The sequence below is a fragment of the Pseudomonas thermotolerans DSM 14292 genome (assembly GCF_000364625.1).
In the GTDB taxonomy this organism is placed as follows: Bacteria; Pseudomonadota; Gammaproteobacteria; order Pseudomonadales; family Pseudomonadaceae; genus Aquipseudomonas; species Aquipseudomonas thermotolerans.
Map to the genome: position 1 here is coordinate 201,443 of NZ_KB822602.1, position 15,852 is coordinate 217,294.

20 protein-coding genes are annotated in these 15,852 nt (G+C 66.0%); 17 read left to right on the forward strand and 3 right to left on the reverse strand.

The genetic code is table 11. The features are described from left to right. Positions 1–52 precede the first annotated feature (52 nt). Positions 53–631 (reverse strand): Maf family protein, encoded by a 579-nt coding sequence (locus H165_RS0105015; protein ID WP_017937813.1) that lies wholly within the window; start codon positions 629–631, stop codon positions 53–55. 109 nt (positions 632–740) lie between these two features. On the opposite strand from H165_RS0105015, the gene H165_RS0105020 reads away from it, so the two are divergent. From H165_RS0105020 to H165_RS0105080, 13 genes are all read left to right on the forward strand, one after another. Continuing rightward, on the forward strand, positions 741–1,268 hold the full coding sequence (locus H165_RS0105020) for a YceD family protein (RefSeq protein WP_017937814.1): 528 nt from the start codon (positions 741–743) through the stop codon (positions 1,266–1,268). Positions 1,269–1,279: 11 nt separating this feature from the next. Beyond that, the gene (gene rpmF / locus H165_RS0105025) at positions 1,280–1,462 is read left to right on the forward strand and encodes a 50S ribosomal protein L32 (RefSeq protein WP_026146372.1); all 183 of its coding nucleotides are present in this window, start codon (positions 1,280–1,282) and stop codon (positions 1,460–1,462) included. A 3-nt stretch (positions 1,463–1,465) separates the two neighbouring features. After that, a complete protein-coding gene (gene plsX / locus H165_RS0105030) occupies positions 1,466–2,473 on the forward strand; it encodes a phosphate acyltransferase PlsX (RefSeq protein ID WP_081609329.1) in 1,008 nt (335 codons plus the stop codon). Between the two features lie 145 nt (positions 2,474–2,618). Then, the gene (gene fabD / locus H165_RS0105035) at positions 2,619–3,557 is read left to right on the forward strand and encodes an ACP S-malonyltransferase (RefSeq protein WP_026146374.1); all 939 of its coding nucleotides are present in this window, start codon (positions 2,619–2,621) and stop codon (positions 3,555–3,557) included. Between the two features lie 16 nt (positions 3,558–3,573). Next, positions 3,574–4,314, forward strand: a complete 741-nt coding sequence (fabG, locus tag H165_RS0105040; RefSeq protein WP_017937818.1) for a 3-oxoacyl-ACP reductase FabG — start codon at positions 3,574–3,576, stop codon at positions 4,312–4,314. Positions 4,315–4,514: 200 nt separating this feature from the next. Continuing rightward, positions 4,515–4,751, forward strand: a complete 237-nt coding sequence (acpP, locus tag H165_RS0105045) for an acyl carrier protein (RefSeq protein ID WP_017937819.1) — start codon at positions 4,515–4,517, stop codon at positions 4,749–4,751. 175 nt (positions 4,752–4,926) lie between these two features. Next, on the forward strand, positions 4,927–6,171 hold the full coding sequence (gene fabF / locus H165_RS0105050; protein WP_026146375.1) for a beta-ketoacyl-ACP synthase II: 1,245 nt from the start codon (positions 4,927–4,929) through the stop codon (positions 6,169–6,171). Next, positions 6,171–6,983 (forward strand): aminodeoxychorismate lyase, encoded by an 813-nt coding sequence (gene pabC / locus H165_RS0105055; RefSeq protein ID WP_017937821.1) that lies wholly within the window; start codon positions 6,171–6,173, stop codon positions 6,981–6,983. Before fabF ends, pabC begins: the two co-directional genes overlap by 1 nt. A gap of 7 nt (positions 6,984–6,990) precedes the next feature. Then, positions 6,991–8,061, forward strand: a complete 1,071-nt coding sequence (mltG, locus tag H165_RS0105060) for an endolytic transglycosylase MltG (RefSeq protein WP_017937822.1) — start codon at positions 6,991–6,993, stop codon at positions 8,059–8,061. Next, positions 8,058–8,693: a dTMP kinase gene (gene tmk, locus H165_RS0105065; protein ID WP_017937823.1), complete on the forward strand. Its 636-nt coding sequence runs from the start codon at positions 8,058–8,060 to the stop codon at positions 8,691–8,693. The genes mltG and tmk overlap by 4 nt, the downstream gene beginning before the upstream one ends. Next, on the forward strand, positions 8,683–9,672 hold the full coding sequence (locus H165_RS0105070; RefSeq protein WP_017937824.1) for a DNA polymerase III subunit delta': 990 nt from the start codon (positions 8,683–8,685) through the stop codon (positions 9,670–9,672). Before tmk ends, H165_RS0105070 begins: the two co-directional genes overlap by 11 nt. A gap of 33 nt (positions 9,673–9,705) precedes the next feature. Beyond that, on the forward strand, positions 9,706–10,062 hold the full coding sequence (locus tag H165_RS0105075) for a PilZ domain-containing protein (RefSeq protein ID WP_017937825.1): 357 nt from the start codon (positions 9,706–9,708) through the stop codon (positions 10,060–10,062). 122 nt (positions 10,063–10,184) lie between these two features. Then, on the forward strand, positions 10,185–10,970 hold the full coding sequence (locus tag H165_RS0105080; protein WP_017937826.1) for a TatD family hydrolase: 786 nt from the start codon (positions 10,185–10,187) through the stop codon (positions 10,968–10,970). A gap of 218 nt (positions 10,971–11,188) precedes the next feature. Here the strand turns inward: H165_RS0105080 and H165_RS0105085 are convergent, their stop codons facing one another. Continuing rightward, complete coding sequence (locus H165_RS0105085) at positions 11,189–12,322, reverse strand: aminotransferase class V-fold PLP-dependent enzyme (RefSeq protein WP_017937827.1); 1,134 nt, start codon at positions 12,320–12,322, stop codon at positions 11,189–11,191. A 73-nt stretch (positions 12,323–12,395) separates the two neighbouring features. Between H165_RS0105085 and H165_RS0105090 the strand changes: the two genes are divergently transcribed. The 4 genes from H165_RS0105090 (at position 12,396) to H165_RS0105105 (ending at position 15,299) form a co-directional block, all read left to right on the forward strand. After that, complete coding sequence (locus H165_RS0105090; RefSeq protein WP_017937828.1) at positions 12,396–13,034, forward strand: TetR/AcrR family transcriptional regulator; 639 nt, start codon at positions 12,396–12,398, stop codon at positions 13,032–13,034. Positions 13,035–13,090: 56 nt separating this feature from the next. Continuing rightward, complete coding sequence (locus tag H165_RS0105095; protein WP_017937829.1) at positions 13,091–14,059, forward strand: GTP 3',8-cyclase MoaA; 969 nt, start codon at positions 13,091–13,093, stop codon at positions 14,057–14,059. A 73-nt stretch (positions 14,060–14,132) separates the two neighbouring features. Continuing rightward, positions 14,133–14,732, forward strand: a complete 600-nt coding sequence (locus tag H165_RS0105100; RefSeq protein ID WP_017937830.1) for a DUF4823 domain-containing protein — start codon at positions 14,133–14,135, stop codon at positions 14,730–14,732. A gap of 12 nt (positions 14,733–14,744) precedes the next feature. Beyond that, complete coding sequence (locus tag H165_RS0105105) at positions 14,745–15,299, forward strand: DUF1285 domain-containing protein (RefSeq protein ID WP_017937831.1); 555 nt, start codon at positions 14,745–14,747, stop codon at positions 15,297–15,299. A 54-nt stretch (positions 15,300–15,353) separates the two neighbouring features. Here the strand turns inward: H165_RS0105105 and H165_RS0105110 are convergent. Next, positions 15,354–15,852, reverse strand: a 499-nt coding sequence (locus H165_RS0105110; protein WP_026146377.1) for a 4Fe-4S dicluster domain-containing protein, incomplete at its 5' end; no start/stop codon positions are given.

Below are 15,852 nucleotides of genomic sequence, written 5' to 3' on the forward strand. Positions count from 1 at the left end.
TCATGCGAGAAGCCGGCCCGAAGCCGGCTTCTTCTTTTTATATTTATATGGATCAGGGAATCTGCACGCCCTCGGCCAGTAGCATGTCCACCAGGCGGATCAGTGGCAGGCCGATCAGGCTGGTGGCGTCCGGGCCCTCGGTGGCGCGGAACAGGCTGATGCCCAGTCCCTCGCACTTGAAGCTGCCGGCGCAGTCGAACGGCTGCTCGGCCTCCAGATAGCGGCGAATGCGCGCCTCGTCCAGCTCGCGAAAGTGCACGGTGAAGGGCACGCAGTCGACCTGGCAGTGGCCGGTGGCGCTGTTGAGCAGGGCCAGGCCGGTGAGAAAGCGCACGCTAGCGCCGCTGGCGGCGAGCAACTGACGAGTGGCGCGTTCCAGATCGTGGGGCTTGCCGAGTATCTCGGAGCCGTTCACCGCCACCTGGTCGGAGCCGATGATCAGGTGCTCGGGATAGCGCTCAGCCAGGGCGCGGGCCTTGGCCTCGGCGAGGCGGCGCACCAGAGTCTCGGCATCCTCGTCCGGGTGGCGGCTTTCGTCGATCTCCGGTGCGGCGCAGGTGAAGGGCAGGCGCAGGCGGGCGAGCAGTTCGCGGCGGTAGGGGGAGCCGGAGGCGAGAATCAGTGGCGGCATCAGGGAATCCTCGAATGCAGAGGGCGCGATTCTAGCGACGTCGAGGACGGCGCCGATAGCCGGAATTTCCTTTGACAGGGGCAGGGTATCTCCCTAGAATGCCGCGCCTATGTTGAATGGGCCGATTCCACCTCACGTCGATCCGCGCAAGCTGGCCGATCGGAATGTCACGCTGAACTGCGAGACACCGCTGAACGAGCTGACACGCTTTTGCGATCCGCTTGCCGAAACAGAGGGCACCGTCCGTGCGAAGTTCGTCTTCGAGCGTGGCGAGCGCAATCTGGTCGTCATGCGCAGCGAGCTCGACGTCGAGGTCAAGATGGTTTGCCAGCGTTGTCTGGAACTGGTCGCGCTACCGATCCACAGCGAGTGTCACTACGCCGTGGTGAAGGAGGGTGCGAATACCCAGTCGCTGCCGAAAGGCTATGACGTGCTGGAGTTGGGCGAGGCCCCTCTGGAACTGCTGGAGCTGGTCGAGGACGAGTTGCTGCTCGCCTTGCCCATAGTGCCAGCTCATGATCCGAAAGATTGCCAGCAGCCGGCGGGACTCGAAGAGCCCGACTCGAGCGAGGACGAGGTGACGCGGTCCAACCCGTTCAGTGTATTGGCACAGTTAAAGCGTGACCCAAAAGTTTAGGAGTTTTGATTATGGCTGTTCAGCAGAACAAAAAATCCCGCTCTGCCCGTGACATGCGTCGTTCCCACGATGCTCTCACCGCCAACGCCCTGTCCGTTGAAAAGACCACCGGTGAAGTGCACCTGCGTCACCACGTGTCCCCCGAGGGCGTGTACCGTGGCCGCAAGGTGATCGACAAGGGCGCAGACGAGTAATCCTTGTCCGCTTCGGTCATCGCGATCGATGCAATGGGTGGGGACCACGGTCCCCACTGCATTGTTCCGGCCTGCCTGTCCGTGCTGGCCGAGCTTCCCTCCCTGCAACTGGTCCTCGTCGGCCAGGCTCCACTCCTTGAAGAATTCCTTGCCTGTCAACCTGGCGTCGATAGGTCGCGTCTGCGCATTGAGCACGCCGGCGAAGTGATCGGCATGGACGAACGTCCGGCCCAGGCCCTGCGCGGCAAGCCCGACTCCTCCATGCGTCGTGCCCTGGAGCTGGTACGCAGCGGACAGGCCCGCGCCTGCGTCAGTGCCGGCAACACCGGCGCGCTGATGGCTCTGTCCCGCTACGTGCTGAAGACCCTGCCTGGTATCGACCGCCCGGCGATGGTCACCGCGGTGCCCACCGAGCGCGGCCACTGCCACCTGCTCGACCTGGGCGCGAACGTCGACTGCAGCGCCGAGCACCTCTACCAGTTCGCGGTGATGGGGGCGGTGGCCGCCGAGGCGTTGGGCATCGAGCGGCCGAAGGTGGCCCTGCTCAACGTCGGCACCGAGGACATCAAGGGCAACCAGCAGGTCAAGCTGGCCGCCAGCCTGCTCCAGCGGGCGCAGGGCCTGAACTACGTCGGCTACATCGAGGGCGATGGCCTGTATCGCGGCGAGGCCGACGTGGTGGTGTGCGATGGTTTCGTCGGCAACATCCTGCTGAAGTCCAGCGAGGGGCTGGCCAGCCTGGTCTCCAAACGTCTCGAAACGCTGTTCCGGCAGAGCCTGGGGGCTCGACTGGTTGGCGCCCTGGCACGGCCGCTGTTGCGTCGCCTGCAGAACGAGCTGGCCCCGGCCCGGCACAACGGCGCCAGCTTTCTCGGCCTGCAGGGCATAGTGGTGAAGAGCCACGGCTCGGCGGGGCCGGAGGGTTTTCAGAGCGCCATTCGTCACGCCCTGCGTGAAGTGCGCGAGGACCTGCCGCAGCGCCTGCACGGCCGCCTCGAACATCTGCTATAGAGAGTGACTCCGCATGCCCGGCGAGTAGCACCTGCTAGCTTCGCGGATGTGACCGCGCCCCATGGCTCGTCATCCAACTTCCAGTTCGTCGCCAGGGCCTGGCCCTGTGCGGTTCTCCGATGATCAGACCTCAAGGACTCCCGCAATGTCTGCATCTTTCGCATTCGTCTTCCCCGGCCAGGGTTCGCAGTCTCTCGGCATGCTCGCCGAGCAGGGTGCTCGGCACGCCCTGGTTCGCGACACCTTCGCCGAGGCCTCCGAGGCCCTCGGCTACGATCTCTGGGCACTGACCCAGGAGGGCCCGGAAGAGCGCCTCAACCAGACCGACAAGACCCAGCCGGCCATCCTTACCGCCTCCATCGCCCTGTGGCGCCTCTGGCAGGCTGAGGGTGGCGCGCGGCCGGCCTTCGTCGCCGGGCACAGCCTGGGCGAGTACTCGGCGCTGGTCGCTGCCGGGAGCCTGGGCTTCGCCGACGCGGTCAAGCTGGTCGAGCGTCGTGGCCAACTGATGCAGGAGGCCGTGCCGGCAGGGCAGGGCGGCATGGCGGCGATCCTCGGCCTGGAGGATGATGACGTGCGCGCCGCCTGTGTAGAAGCCGCCCAGGGCGAAGTGGTCAGTGCGGTGAACTTCAATGCCCCGGGCCAGGTGGTGATCGCCGGTGCCGCGTCCGCCGTGGCTCGCGCCGTCGAGGCCTGCAAGGCCAAGGGTGCCAAGCGCGCCATGCCGCTGCCGGTCAGCGTGCCGTCCCACTGCGAACTGATGCGCCCGGCCGCCGAGCGCTTCGCCGAGGCGGTCGCCGCGGTGACCTGGCAGGCCCCGCAGATCCCTCTGGTGCAGAACGTCAGCGCGGCTATCGTCAGCGACCTGGAAACCCTCAAGCGCGACCTGCTGGCTCAGCTGTACAGCCCGGTGCGCTGGGTGGAATCGGTGGTGCGCCTGTCGGAACAAGGCGTCACCGCCTTGGTCGAATGCGGCCCGGGCAAGGTGCTGTCGGGTCTCAACAAGCGTTGTGTGAAGGGCGTCGAGACCTACGGCCTGGACACCCCGGATGCCTTCGCCGCGACTCGCGCGGCTCTGGCCTGAAGCAAGGAGAAACTGCATGAGCCTGCAAGGTAAAGTTGCGCTGGTCACCGGCGCGAGCCGTGGTATCGGTCAAGCTATCGCCCTCGAGCTGGGCCGTCGCGGCGCCGTGGTGATCGGCACCGCCACCACCGCCAGCGGCGCCGAGCGCATCGCCGAGACCCTCAAGGCGGCCGGCATCGAAGGCGCTGGCCTGGTGCTGGACGTCGGCAACGACGAGTCGGTGGCCTCCACCCTGGAGCACATCCAGCAGCACCTCGGTCAGCCGCTGATCCTGGTCAACAACGCCGGGATTACCCGCGACAACCTGATGATGCGCATGAAGGACGACGAGTGGTTCGACGTCATCAACACCAACCTGAACAGCCTCTATCGCCTGACCAAGGCGGTGCTGCGTGGCATGACTAAGGCGCGTTGGGGCCGCGTCATCAATATCGGCTCGGTGGTCGGGGCCATGGGGAACGCCGGGCAGACCAACTACGCCGCCGCCAAGGCCGGTCTGGAAGGCTTCAGCCGCGCCCTGGCGCGCGAGGTCGGTTCGCGGGCGATCACCGTCAACACGGTAGCCCCGGGCTTCATCGACACCGACATGACCCGCGAGCTGCCCGAGGCTCAGCGCGAGGCACTGCTCACCCAGATTCCCCTGGGCCGCCTCGGCCAGGCGGAGGAAATTGCCAAGGTGGTCGGTTTCCTGGCTTCCGACGATGCTGCCTATATCACCGGGGCGACCATTCCGGTGAACGGCGGCATGTACATGTAAGCCGGATGTGACCGCGACACTCGGCGATAAGTCATAGGTGTTGTCTAAAATCCGCTATAAGACAACGGTCGATTTATAGACAGATGGTTGGAGTGGTGGGCAGGCCCCGGGGTTTTTGGCTTGAAATGCGGAAAACCCTTTCTATACACTTACCCACCAACCAGCCGCCTGGATTTGTTCATTAGGAGTGAAAACAAGGTATGAGCACCATCGAAGAACGCGTCAAGAAAATCGTCGCTGAACAGCTTGGCGTAAAAGAAGAGGAAGTGACCAACAGCGCTTCCTTCGTCGAAGACCTGGGTGCCGATTCTCTTGACACCGTGGAGCTGGTGATGGCCCTCGAAGAAGAATTCGAGACCGAAATCCCGGATGAGCAAGCTGAAAAGATCACCACCGTTCAGGAAGCCATCGATTACATCACTGCCCATGCGCAGTAAGATTTGATCGTCGATTTCCTGATCGGAGAAAACCGCACGCCCTTCATCGGGCGTGCGGTTTTTCTTTAAGAGCTTGAACCCGGTCGGCCAGCGGCAGGGCGGGGTGGCCCCGGGCAGTGCGTCGGGGTGGGATCCAGAGAACGAAAGCAGTAGAGACAGAACGAAGGAGATTGCTGTGTCGCGTAGACGCGTTGTGGTCACCGGCCTGGGCATGGTGTCGCCGTTGGGTACCGATGTGCCGAGCACTTGGCAGGGTATTCTGGCGGGGCGCAGCGGTATCGCGCTGATCGAGCACACCGACCTTTCGGCTTACTCCACCCGCTTCGGCGGCTCGGTCAAGGGATTCGACGTCGAGCCCTACCTGTCCCTCAAGGAAGCCCGCAAGCTCGACCTGTTCATCCAGTACGGCCTGGCCGCCAGCTTCCAGGCGGTCCGCGATTCCGGCCTGGAAGTCAGCGACGCCAACCGCGAGCGCATCGGCGTGGTGATGGGCTCGGGCATTGGTGGCCTGACCAACATCGAGAATACCTGTCGGACCCTCTTCGAGCAGGGCCCGCGGCGCATTTCGCCGTTCTTCGTGCCCGGCTCGATCATCAACATGATTTCCGGCTTCCTGTCGATCCACCTGGGGCTGCAGGGGCCGAATTACGCCATCACCACCGCCTGCACCACCAGCACCCACTGCATCGGCATGGCGGCGCGCAACATCGCCTACGGCGAGGCCGATGTGATGATCGCCGGCGGCGCCGAGATGGCCGCCTGCGGCCTGGGCATCGGCGGCTTCGCCGCGTCCCGCGCGCTGTCCACCCGCAACGATGACCCGCAGGCCGCCAGCCGGCCGTGGGACAAGGACCGCGACGGCTTCGTGCTGTCCGACGGCGCCGGCGCCATGGTTCTGGAGGAGCTGGAACACGCCAAGGCCCGTGGCGCCACCATCTATGCCGAGCTGATCGGCTTCGGCATGAGCGGCGACGCCTACCATATGACCCTGCCGCCGGAAGACGGTGCCGGGGCTGCCCGCTGCATGAAGAACGCCCTGCGCGATGCCGGCCTGAATCCGGAAGCGGTGGACTACATCAATGCCCACGGTACTTCCACCCCGGCCGGCGATCTGGCCGAGGCGGCGGCGATCAAGTCGGTGTTCGGCGAGCACGCCTACCGTCTGTCGGTCAGCTCGACCAAGTCGATGACTGGTCACCTGCTCGGCGCCGCCGGTGCGGTGGAGGCGATCTTCAGCGTGCTGGCGATCCGCGACCGCATCGCCCCGCCGACCATCAATCTGGACGAGCCGGACGAAGGCTGCGACCTCGACTTCGTGCCGCATCAGGCCAAGGAGCGCGAGATCGACGTGGCGCTGTCCAACTCCTTCGGTTTCGGCGGCACCAATGGCACCCTGGTGTTCCGCCGGTTCAACGGCTGATGCTGGACTGGGTCGACGGACGCCCGGTGCAGACGCTGTCCGTCAGGGACCGCGGACTCGCCTACGGTGACGGTCTGTTCGAGACCATCGCCGTCAAGAGCGGTCGACCCAGACTGCTGTCCCGCCACTTGGCGCGCCTGTCAGACGGCTGCGCGCGCCTCGCCATCCCCTGTGATCAGGGCTTGCTGCGCGACGAGCTGCTGGCCTTCTGTGCGGCGCTGGGCGAGGGCGTCGCCAAGCTGATCCTGACCCGCGGCGACGGTGTGCGCGGCTATGCGCCCGCGGTCGACGCCGAGCCCCGACGGATTCTCCTGGGCAGCGCCTTTCCCGCCTATCCGCCAGGCAACGCGGAGCAGGGCGTCCGCCTGTTTCCCTGCCGCACCCGCCTGGCCGAGCAGCCCCTGCTGGCAGGGCTCAAGCACCTCAATCGCCTCGAGCAGGTGCTGGCTCGCGGCGAATGGCAGGATGCCGAGTACGCCGAGGGGCTGATGCGCGACCAGGCCGGCAGGATCGTCGAGGGGGTGTTCAGCAACCTGTTCCTGGTCCGCGACGGGACGCTGGTCACCCCGGCGCTGTCCCGCTGCGGCGTCGCCGGGGTGATGCGCGCCGAGTTGCTCGACCGGGCGGCCGCCGCGGGGGGTGCGGTCGAGGTACGGGACGTCGACTACGCTGAACTGTTCGGTGCCGACGAGGTCTTCCTGTGCAACAGCCTGTACGGCATATGGCCGGTACGGGCGCTGGAGGATCGTCACTGGCCGGTGGGGCCGCTCACCCGTAAACTGCAGCACATCATCCGCGATCTGGATTCCTGAAGTCGTGTTGCGAAGAGTCATTCTGCTGCTGGAAATCGGCCTGGTCGTCGCCGGCCTGGCGGTGGCTGTGGCTGCCTGGCAGCAGCGCTCGGCCCTGCAGCAAACCCTGGCGCTGAGCGAGGAGCGCCTGGTGGAAGTGCCCGCCGGGGCGACCCCGGGTGGCATGTTCAATCGCCTGGAAGACGAAGGGATACTGCATGGCGCCTTCTGGCTGCGCCTCTACTGGCGCTTCAACCTGGCCCAGCAGCCGCTGCACAGCGGCGAGTACCGTCTCAGCCCCGGCATGCGTGCGCTCGATCTGATCGAGCTGTGGAAGCGCGGCGAAGTGGTGCAGTACAGCCTGACCCTGGTGGAGGGCTGGAACTTCCGCCAGGTGCGCGCCGCCTTGGCTCGTCAGGAAAAGCTCGAACAGACCCTCGAAGGTCTCAGCGACGACGAGGTGATGGCGCGCCTGGGCAGCCCCGGCGCTCATCCGGAAGGGCGTTTCTTCCCGGACACCTACCGTTACGTGCGCGGTATGAGCGATCTCGATCTGCTCAAGCAGGCCCATGCGCGGCTCGAGGAGATCCTCGCCGCGGAATGGCAGCAGCGCTCGCCGGATCTGCCCTACAAGGATCCCTACCAGGCGCTGATCATGGCCTCGCTGATCGAGAAGGAAACCGGGGTGCCCGAGGAGCGCCGGCAGATCGCCGGAGTGTTCATCCGCCGCCTGCGGCAGGGCATGCTGCTGCAGACCGATCCGACGGTGATCTACGGCATGGGCGAGCGCTACAACGGCAAGCTGACTCGCGCCGACCTGCGCGAGCCGACACCCTACAACACCTACGTGATTTCGGGCATGCCGCCCACGCCGATTGCCATGGTCGGCCGTGAGGCCATCCACGCGGCTCTACACCCGGCGCCCGGCAAGAGCCTGTACTTCGTCGCCCGCGGCGACGGCAGCCACGAGTTCTCCGACGACCTCGAGGCGCACAACCGGGCGGTCCGCGAGTACCAGCTCAAGCGCCGCGCCGACTACCGTTCCAGTCCGGCGCCGCTTCCGGCTCCGGACACAGTAACCGACAAGGATAGCCAGTGACCGGTCTGTTTATCACTCTGGAAGGCCCGGAAGGTGCAGGCAAGAGCACCAACCGCGACTACCTGGCCGATCGCCTGCGCGAGCGCGGCCTGGAGGTGGTGCTGACCCGCGAGCCGGGCGGCACGCCCCTGGCCGAGCGCATCCGCGACCTGTTGCTGGCGCCCAGCGCCGAGCCCATGGCGGTGGACACCGAGCTGCTGCTGATGTTCGCCGCCCGCGCCCAGCACCTCGCGCAGGTGATCCGTCCCGCCCTGGAGCGCGGTGCGGTGGTGCTCTGCGACCGCTTCACCGACGCCACCTACGCCTACCAGGGCGGCGGCCGTGGAGTGCCGGAGACGCGCATCGCCGAACTCGAACGTTTCGTGCAGGGCGAGCTGCGCCCAGACCTGGTGCTGGTCTTCGACCTGCCGGTGGAGGTCGGTCTGGCCCGGGCCGCGGCGCGCGGCCGCCTGGACCGTTTCGAACAGGAAGGGCAGGGGTTCTTCGAGGGCGTGCGCCAGGCCTACCTGCGCCGCGCCCAGGCGACTCCCGAGCGCTACCGGATCATCGATGCCGCGCAGCCGCTCGCCGGGGTGCAGCGCGCGCTGGACGAACTCCTGCCGCAGATCGTGGAGCGCATCGGTGGCCGCTGAAGCCTATCCCTGGCAGGCCGAGCTCTGGCAGCAGCTGGCCAGACGCGAGCGGCATGCCCACGCCTATCTGCTGCATGGCCCGGCCGGCATCGGCAAGCGGGTGTTGGCCGAGCGGCTGCTGGCCTACCTGCTGTGCCGCAGCCCGGCGAACCTGGATGCCTGCGGACAGTGCAAGGCCTGCCAACTGCTCGCTGCCGGCACTCACCCGGACGTCTTCGTCCTCGAGCCGGAGGAGGCCGACAAGGCTATCCGCGTCGACCAGGTGCGTGACCTGGTGGCCTTCGTGGCGCAGACCGCGCAGCTCGGCGGTCGCAAGCTGGTGCTCATCGAGCCGGTCGAGGCGATGAACCTGAACGCCGCCAACGCTCTCCTGAAGAGTCTGGAGGAACCATCCGGGGACACGGTGCTGCTGCTGATCAGTCACCAGCCCAGCCGCCTGTTGCCCACGGTGAAGAGCCGCTGCGTGCAATTGGTCTGCCCGCTGCCCGACCAGGCCACCGCACTGGCCTGGCTGGCCCGGGCCCTGCCGGACCTCGATGAGGCCACACGCGGCGAGCTGCTGGCCCTGGCCGCCGGTTCGCCGCTCACCGCGCTGCGCCTGCAGGAGCAGGGGGTGATGGAGCAACGTGCCCAAGTGGTGGACGGCGTGAAGAAGCTGCTCAAGCAGCAGCAGACCCCCAGCCAGCTGGCAGAAGCCTGGAACGCCGTGCCCCTGCCGCTGCTGTTCGACTGGTTCTGCCAGTGGGCGCACCTGATCCTGCGCTACCAACTGGCCCGCGATGAGGAGGGGCTGGGGGCGGCGGACATGCGCAAGGTCATCCAATATCTGGCGGAGAAGTCCGCTCAGGCCAAGGTGCTCGCCTTGCAGGACTGGTTGCTCGAGCAGCGCCAGAAGGTGCTCGCCAAGGCCAACCTCAATCGTGTCTTGCTTCTCGAAGCCTTGCTGGTGCAGTGGGCAAGCCTGCCTGGACAGGGCTAGAATCGGCCCGCAACCGTCAGATAGGAATGCCGCATGAGCCTGCCACCCAACCTTGGCCCCCGTAATGGAATCCTGTCCCTGACCATCAAGGACAAGTCCGTGCTCTATGCCGCCTACATGCCGTTCATCAAGAACGGCGGGCTGTTCATTCCGACCAACAAGAGCTACAGGCTCGGCGATGAGGTCTTCATGCTGCTCAACCTGATGGACGAGCCGGAGAAGATCCCGGTGGCCGGCAAGGTGGTGTGGATCACCCCGAAGGGCGCCCAGGGCAACCGAGCCGCAGGGGTCGGCGTGCAGTTCAACGACGGCGACAACACCGCGCGCAACAAGATCGAGACCTACCTGGCCGGCGCCCTGACCTCGGACCGCCCGACCCACACCATGTAACCCGCGGTGCGCTGCCCGCCGGCGGCAGCGCCTCCACCTGTTACCCAGAAGAACCGGGCGCAGCCTGGGTTTTTTCCATTACAATCCGCTCCCTTCCTTTTCCTTCCAAGCCGTCGTTTGTCATGCTGGTTGATTCCCATTGCCACCTCGACCGTCTGGACCTCACCGCCCATGACGGCTCCCTGGATGCCGCTCTGGATGCCGCGCGTGCGCGCGGCGTCGGGCATTTCCTGTGCATCGGCGTGAGCGCCGAGAATGCCGCCGCGGTCAAGGCCTTGACCGAGCGCTACGCGGACGTGGACTGCTCGGTGGGGGTGCACCCTCTTGACCTCAAGGGGGCGACCCCGGCGCTGGACTGGCTGGTGGCCGAGCTGGCGCATCCCCATGTGGTGGCGATCGGCGAGACCGGCCTGGACTACCACTACGAGCCGGAAGCTGCCGAGCTGCAGCAGGAAGCCTTCCGCCTGCACCTGGAGGCGGCGCGGATTACCGGCAAGCCGGTGATCGTACATACCCGTGCGGCGCGGGCCGATACCCTGCGCCTGCTGCGCGAGGCGGCCCTGCCGCAGGCCGGCGTGCTGCACTGTTTCACCGAGGATTGGGAGATGGCCCGGGCTGCCCTGGACCTCGGCTTCTACATCTCCCTGTCGGGAATCGTCACCTTCCGCAATGCCGAGGCCCTGCGCGAGGTGGCCCGTCAGGTGCCGGCTGACCGCCTGCTGGTGGAGACCGACTCGCCCTACCTGGCGCCGGTACCCCACCGCGGCAAGCCCAACCTGCCGGAATACGTGCGCGAGGTGGCCGAGTTTCTGGCCAGCGTGCGCGGCATCAGCTTCGAGCAGCTCGCCGCGCAGACCACCGCCAACTTCCGTCGTCTGTTCCCGCTGGCTCGAGTGGCACAGGGATGACGAAGACAAAAAAAACCCGGGTTCTGGGGGAGTGAATCCGGGTCAAGACCATTAGGAGTAAATCAAGGTACGCAGTCCAAGGTACCTTGGCTGGCGGGGCACTTGGGGGGAGGTGCCGCACGCCAGTACCTTTGAGTATTGGCGAAGAACGCCGCACGTCCAGGTAGGTCTGTACGTTTTTTAAACAGATTTGGAATACTCCGGCCTCTGTTGAGTGCTCACTCCCTTGACAGCTGGGCCAGCAGCGTCAGGGTCTCCTCGATCACCCGTTCGTTGGTGTAGAAGTGCGGCGAGAAGCGGATGCCGGGGCCGCGCTGGGCGCAGACCACCTGTTCGGCCATCAGCCGCTCGTGCAGCGCACGGTTGTCCCAGCCGGCCAGAGTGAAGGTGAGGATGCCCGCGCGCCGTTCGGGCTGCCGTGGGCTGTGCAGGCTGATACCGGGGATCCGCGTCAGCCCGTCGAGCAGCCACTGCACGCGCTCGTGGAGCAGCCGGCCGACGGTCTCCAGGCCAACTTCCTCGAGCAGCGCCAGGCTGGCCTCCAGTGCCACGGCGCCGAGCATGTTCGGGCTGCCGCATTCGAAGCGCCGCGCACTGCGCGCCGGCTGCCAGTCGGGCCGCTCATAGTCGCTGGCGTGCTCCAGCATGTGCCAGCCGTATTCGTGCAGGCGCAGCCGTTCGCGCAAGTCGCTGCGGCAGTAGAAAACCCCCAGTCCCTCGGGCCCGAGCATCCACTTGTGGCCGTCGGCCATGGCGAAGGCGCAGTCGCAGCCCTGCACGTCGAAGGGCAGGGCGCCGAGCTGCTGGATGGCGTCCACGCAGAGCAGCACGCCGCGCTCCCGGCAGCCCCGTCCGAGGCGTTCCAGGTCCAGGCGCAGGCCGCTGGCGTACTGAACGGCGCTGATCGACAGCAGCCGGGTGCGCGGTCCGCAGGCGGCGAGCAGGGCGGCTTCCGGATCGGCGCCATCGAGGGCTACCTGGATCACCTCCACGCCCTGTGGCTGCAGGGCCTGCCAGACCACGCGGTTGGAGGGGAATTCCTCGTTGCTGATGACGATCTGCTCGCCGGGTCGCCAGTCCAGTCCGAAGGCGACGAAAGACAGCGCCTCCGAGGTGTTCTTCACCAGGGCGATGTCCGCCGTGCTCGGCGCGTTGAGCAGTCGCTTGAGGCGCTCGCGCAGGCGGCGTTCCACCTCCAGCCAGGTCGGGTAGTCGCGGGCGCCGAACCGGGTGTTCTGTTCGCCGAAGGCAGCCACTGCCTCGGCGGCTCGGCGCGGCCAGGGGGCGACGGCGGCGTGGTTCAGGTAGCGCAGCCCCGGCGCCTGTGGGAACTCGTCTTGAAAGCCGTACATGGTCTTGTGATCCGTGCAATTTCATGCTGAATAGGCATAATACGCCCCTTCGCTTCTTGACCTTGCAGTCCCTATGCAGAAAGAACCCCGAAAGATTCGCGAATTTCGCCGCCGTGAGCAGGAGATCCTCGATACCGCGCTGAAGTTGTTCCTCGAAAAGGGGGAGGACAGCGTCACCGTCGAGATGATCGCCGACGCCGTGGGCATTGGCAAAGGCACCATCTACAAGCACTTCAAGTCCAAGGCGGAGATCTACCTGCGCCTGATGCTGGACTACGAGCGCGATCTCAACGCCCTGCTGCTGTCCGAGGACGTGGCCAAGGACAAGGAGGCGCTGGCGCGTGCCTACTTCGAGTTCCGCATGTGCGACCCGCAGCGCTACCGGCTGTTCGACCGCCTCGAGGAGAAGGTGGTCAAGGGCTGCCAAGTGCCGGAGATGGTCGAGGAGCTGCACAAGATCCGCGCCTCCAACTTCGATCGCCTGACCAGACTGATCGAGGGCCGCATCGCCGAGGGCAAGCTGGAGAACGTGCCGGCCTACTTCCACTACTGCGCGGCCTGGGCGCTGGTGCATGGCGCCGTGGCGCTGTACCACTCTCCGTTCTGGAGCAGCGTGCTGGAGGACCAGGAAGGCTTCTTCCAGTTCCTCATGGACATCGGCGTGCGCATGGGCAACAAGCGCAAGCGCGAAAACGAAGCGCCTTCCTCCTGAGCCGGGCCGCGGCGCGCGGCGAGATATACTCAAGAGAACCGCCGCCGGAGCCATTCATGATCGTCGACCGTCAGGGCAGGAGTTTCCGCAATCTGCGGGTCAGCCTGACCGCAGCCTGCAACTATGCCTGCACCTACTGCGTGCCCGACGGCAAGCGCCTGGTCGCCGCCCAGGACGAGCTGTCCGCCGAGGCCCTGGTACGCGCCGTGGCCTACCTGATCGAGGCCGCCGGCATCGAACGACTGCGCATCACCGGCGGCGAGCCGCTGGTCAGTCCACGGCTGGAGCCTTTCCTGCAGGGCGTGCGTGACTTGGGCCTGGTCGAGATCGGCATTACCACCAACGGTCAACTGCTGGCCCGCAAGCTGCCAATCCTGATCGACGCCGGCCTGCACCGCCTGAACGTCTCCCTCGACACCCTTGATGCTGGGCGCTTCCGCGAGATCGCCCGTGGCGGCGACCTGCGCACCGTGCTCGACGGTCTGCAGCAAGCCCGCGCGGCCGGTCTGAAGATCAAGCTGAACATGGTGCCCATGCGCGGGCAAAACCTCGACCAGGTGCTGCCCATGCTGGAGTACAGCCTGGAGCAGGGTTTCGAGCTGCGCTTCATCGAGCTGATGCGGATGGGGCACCTGGCCCGGGACGCTAGCGCTTTCCAGCAACGTTTCGTGGGTATCGCCGAGTTGCTGGAGTTGATTGGCAGGCACCATGCCTACGTGCAAGCCGATGCGCCGCTGGATGCCACCGCATTGCGCTACGAGATCCCCGGTCGCGGCTTCTTCGGGGTGATTGCCAACGAGAGCGTGCCCTTCTGTCGGACCTGCTCGCGGTTGCGCCTGTCGTCGACCGGCTGGCTGCACGGCTGCCTGTCGTCCACCAACCGCCACTACATCGGCGATCTGCTCGACAAGTCGCGCGACGAGGCGTTGCCGGCTTTGCAGCAGCGACTGCTCAGGGCTCTGGCGGACAAGCAGGAGGTGGCCTTCTCCGGCGGGGCGACCATCATGAAGATCATCGGTGGCTGAGCCTGGGCGAAGCTGGCGCGGAAGCTGCAATGCATCCCTATCCGTCGGATTTCCGTCGCCTAGGGAGGACCCAATGCGATACCTGATCCTGCTGGGCATGCTGCTGCTGGGCGGCTGCATGAAGGTCAGCGACATGGCCGAGAGCACCCGCTATCACCTGAGCGACGCCGGGCTGCTGGATCACAGCGACACCCGCCGTGCCAGCCCTTGGCGATTGCAGGCCGATTCCTTCATCTACATCGCGCAAGGGCATTTCGTGCCGCCGGGTGGCGCCCATCCGCGGCCCAACGTGGTGGCAGAGGAGGCCTTCAACGGCTTCGTCGAATACTTTCCGCTGGTACGTCGGGCCCGCACGCCGTTGGGGCTCGAGGAGGCCTTGGGCGAGGCACGCTCGGCCGGTGCCCACTATCTGTTGTACAGTCGTTTCGCGGCGGCTGATGACCGTATCGGCACCTATGATGAATGGGCCGACGAGGAGGCCCTGGATCGTCTCGGTCGCGACCGCGGCGTGATCCAGATGATGCTGATCGAGACCGGGAGCCGCTACCTGGTCGATACGGCGACCGTGCGCAGCCGCGGCGGTTTTCTGACGTTCTACGACCAGAAACCCGAGGAGCTGCTCGGTCCGCCAATGCGCGATTACGCCCGCCGCCTGCTTGGAGTGAGCAATTAGGAGACTCTAGCGATGACCGCCGAGAACCTGCTGGCGCAGATTCCCAAATCGGACAAGAAAGGCTTGCCGCCGGTGCATCTGTGGAACCCGGATTTCTGCGGCAATATCGACATGCGCATCGCCCGCGACGGTACTTGGTACTACCAGGGCACGCCGATCGGCCGCAAGGCCATGGTGCGGCTGTTCTCCACCATCATCCGCCGCGATGGCGGCGATTACTTCCTGGTCACTCCGGTGGAGAAGGTGGGCATCCAGGTCGATGACGCGCCCTTCGTCGCCGTGGCCCTGCAGGTGGAAGGCGTGGGAGAAGAGCAGCGGCTGCGCTTCGTTACCAATGTGGAGGACGAGGTGGAGGCCGGCCCCGAGCACCCGATCCGTGTCGAACTGGATCCCGCGACCCAGGAGCCGGCGCCCTACGTGCACGTGCGCGCCAACCTGGAGGCGCTGATCAACCGCAGCGTGTTCTACCAACTGGTGGAGCTGGCGGTGCCGCGCGAGATCGGCGGGTGTACCTGGCTGGGCGTGTGGAGCAATGGTCAGTTCTTCCCCATCGGCCCGCAGGAGTGAGCTTTCCGCGGGTATGAAAAAGGCTCCCGAGGGAGCCTTTTTCATCGTGGCGTCTTACATGTTGGGATAGTTGGGCCCGCCGGTGCCTTCCGGGGCCACCCAGGTGATGTTCTGCGAGGGGTCCTTGATGTCGCAGGTCTTGCAGTGCACGCAGTTCTGGGCGTTGATCTGGAAGCGTTTGGAGCCGTCCTCGTTGCTCACCACCTCGTAGACCCCGGCCGGGCAGTAGCGCTGTGCCGGTTCGTCCCACTTCGGCAGGTTGACCTGGATGGGGATGTTCGGGTCGGCCAGGCGCAGGTGCACCGGCTGGTCTTCCTCGTGGTTGGTGTTGGAGAGGAACACCGAGGACAGCTTGTCGAAGCTGAGTTTGCCGTCCGGCTTCGGATAGTCGATGCGCTTGGCCTCGGCAGCGGGCTTCAGGCAGGCGTAGTCCGGCTTGTTGTCGTGCAGGGTGAGCGGGATCTTGCCGCCGAACCAGTTCTGGTCGATGTAGTTGAAGGCACCGCCGAGCAGGGCGCCGAACTTGTGGATGGCGGCGCCGAAGTTGCGGCTG